Origin of the sequence: Caballeronia sp., from assembly GCF_049581465.1 — a bacterium.
Taxonomy (GTDB): Bacteria; Pseudomonadota; Gammaproteobacteria; order Burkholderiales; family Burkholderiaceae; genus Caballeronia.
In genome coordinates, this window is record NZ_JBAUSA010000631.1 from 1 (window position 1) to 2,085 (window position 2,085).

Annotated in this window: 2 protein-coding genes; both read left to right on the forward strand. The window is 61.2% G+C overall.

The genetic code is table 11. From position 1 onward, the window contains the following. Positions 1–100: 100 nt before the first annotated feature. A complete protein-coding gene (locus tag WCA53_RS15345) occupies positions 101–1,285 on the forward strand; it encodes a hypothetical protein (RefSeq protein WP_423911818.1) in 1,185 nt (394 codons plus the stop codon). A 137-nt stretch (positions 1,286–1,422) separates the two neighbouring features. Then, a partial coding sequence (locus tag WCA53_RS15350) for a DUF2252 family protein (RefSeq protein ID WP_423911821.1) occupies positions 1,423–2,085 on the forward strand: 663 nt, incomplete at its 3' end.

Sequence of the window (2,085 nt, forward strand, 5' to 3'; positions counted from 1 at the left end):
TCTCAGTACCGAGCGGACAGCGGACAACGTGGCCCGATAACAAAGCGGTAGGGGCACCGTTTTGAACGTGCCGTATCGTAATTTATTTCTGTGACTGAACATGGCTAAATTCATAATCGGCAGTACCGGATTCCCCCCGTTCGACAACCCGCCGGATCTGCCCGATCGTCCCGATCCGCCGGTGCGTCGCCGTTTGACCCGCAAAGAAATAGAGCGGGATGTCCGGCCGCTCGATGTGGCGGCCAGGGAGGCGATGATGCTGTGCCTGGAGACCCACGATCGCCGGTTCGATCGCCTCCCCATCCCGGTGCGCTATCGGGCGTCGGGTGCGATTGAAGCGTGGACGATCGCTCGGAGCATAGCGGGCCGTGACGGTGCGAAACTAGCGGCCGCGTTTGCCGATCACAATCGTCCGGTCATGGAACTGCAAAGTGAACTGGATGATTTCGTCACAGGCTGTCTGGGCGAAGCCCCATTTGATGCAGATCACCGTGACCTCTGCGAGATCTACACTCAAAGCGCGATCAGTCAAGCGTTTTGGCTCAGGAAGGGGGCGCTCTATGAACCCACTTCCGCGCTGCATCGCTTGCTGGAAGCGAGTGATATTGCGAGCGATGTACCCGTGTCGCTCCTGCGCTTGCCCGCGCCGGCAATCTGTATCGTGCCGGAGCCTGCGCTGCGTGATAGCCACGATGGCTTTGAGGCTGTGATGGTGTTCGAACATGGGTCCCCGGCTGGCTGGACCGAAAACCGATGCCTTACCTTTTGTGGTTGGCCGCATGAGGATTCGCCGAAGTTGGACCTCCCTGTGACGTTCTTCAGTATAGAAGCGGGTGGCAACAACGCATCGCTTCAGCGGATCATCGCGGGGTTGTCCGTGCATTTTCCGATGGACGACGAGTCGATGGTCTTTTGGCGGCGCGCACTCGACTATGTCGTCAAGGTGTTGCTTTATCTTTCGCTGGACGTAGCGCCTGTCATTCATGAACGACCCTATAGTACGGCTCCGCGCAGGCCGGCCGCGCCGGGCAAACGCAAACGTCTTGAGCAGTTTGAAGCCCTCGAAAGCCTTTACGACCGCTACATTGTCGGACCGGCTGTGCTCCCCGAACCGTCCTGCACGTCTGCGAGTAGCAACAGCACCGATCACGAAGTGCGTGCGCACTGGCGGCGCGGACACTTTCGCATGCAAGCGCATGGACCTGGAGCTACTCTGCGCAAGCTGATCTTCGTGATGCCGGTGCTCGTGCGTGCCGACCGTCTCGGCGTAGACGCCGCGCCGTAGTGTCTTCCTGCGTGCCCAAAAGTTTCTTTTGACGCAAATACGGGCATAACACGGGCGTCAAGAAGAACGCCAGAGTTGTCTCGTGTTGCCGGATTCCGTATCCTTCGTTATCCGTTCTGCGCGACGAGGCAAAGGGTATGACGACGACTCAACCGCCCATGGGGCACGTGATCCTGGCCAACGCGGACAGCGACAGTTACCGTTCGTTGCGCCGTCGACCCATGTCACGCGCGGAGCGGTTCGAGTTGGGGAAGAGCCTGCGTGATCAGGTTCCCCGCGCCTCGATGGGTGACTGGAAGCCACCGTTGAACCGGCCTGATCCGGTCGAGCAGATCAGGCAGTCGCATGAAGGCCGGCTGGACTGGCTGATCCCGATCCGCGTCGGCCGCATGGTGGCCTCGCCCTACGGGTTCCTGCGCGGTACGGCCGTGGTGATGGCCGAGGACGTTGCGCATCTCCCCGCGACCGGCATCACCCCCGTCATTTGCGGCGATGCGCACCTGGGCAACTTCGGTTTCTACGCTTCCCCGGAGCGGGATCTGGTCATCGACTTGAACGACTTCGACGAGGCTCATCCCGGTGCCTGGGAGTGGGATCTGCGCCGGTTGGTGGCCAGCATCTGGGTGGCCGGCCGACACACTGGCGCGAGTGAAGGCCAATGCCATACGTCGGTGGCGTCCTGCGTTGCCGCTTACCGAAAGGAAGTGCGCTTCCTGGCTAACGAGCCACTGCTGTCGCGTTCCTACGAGCGGCTCGACGTTGACCGGCTGCACGAGACGGCGAGCGACACCGCCCTGCAG

Excerpts from the sequence above, each read along its gene's own strand:
- WCA53_RS15345 (WP_423911818.1), top strand. The coding sequence starts at position 101 with ATGGCTAAATTCATAATCGGCAGTACCGGATTCCCCCCGTTCGACAAC.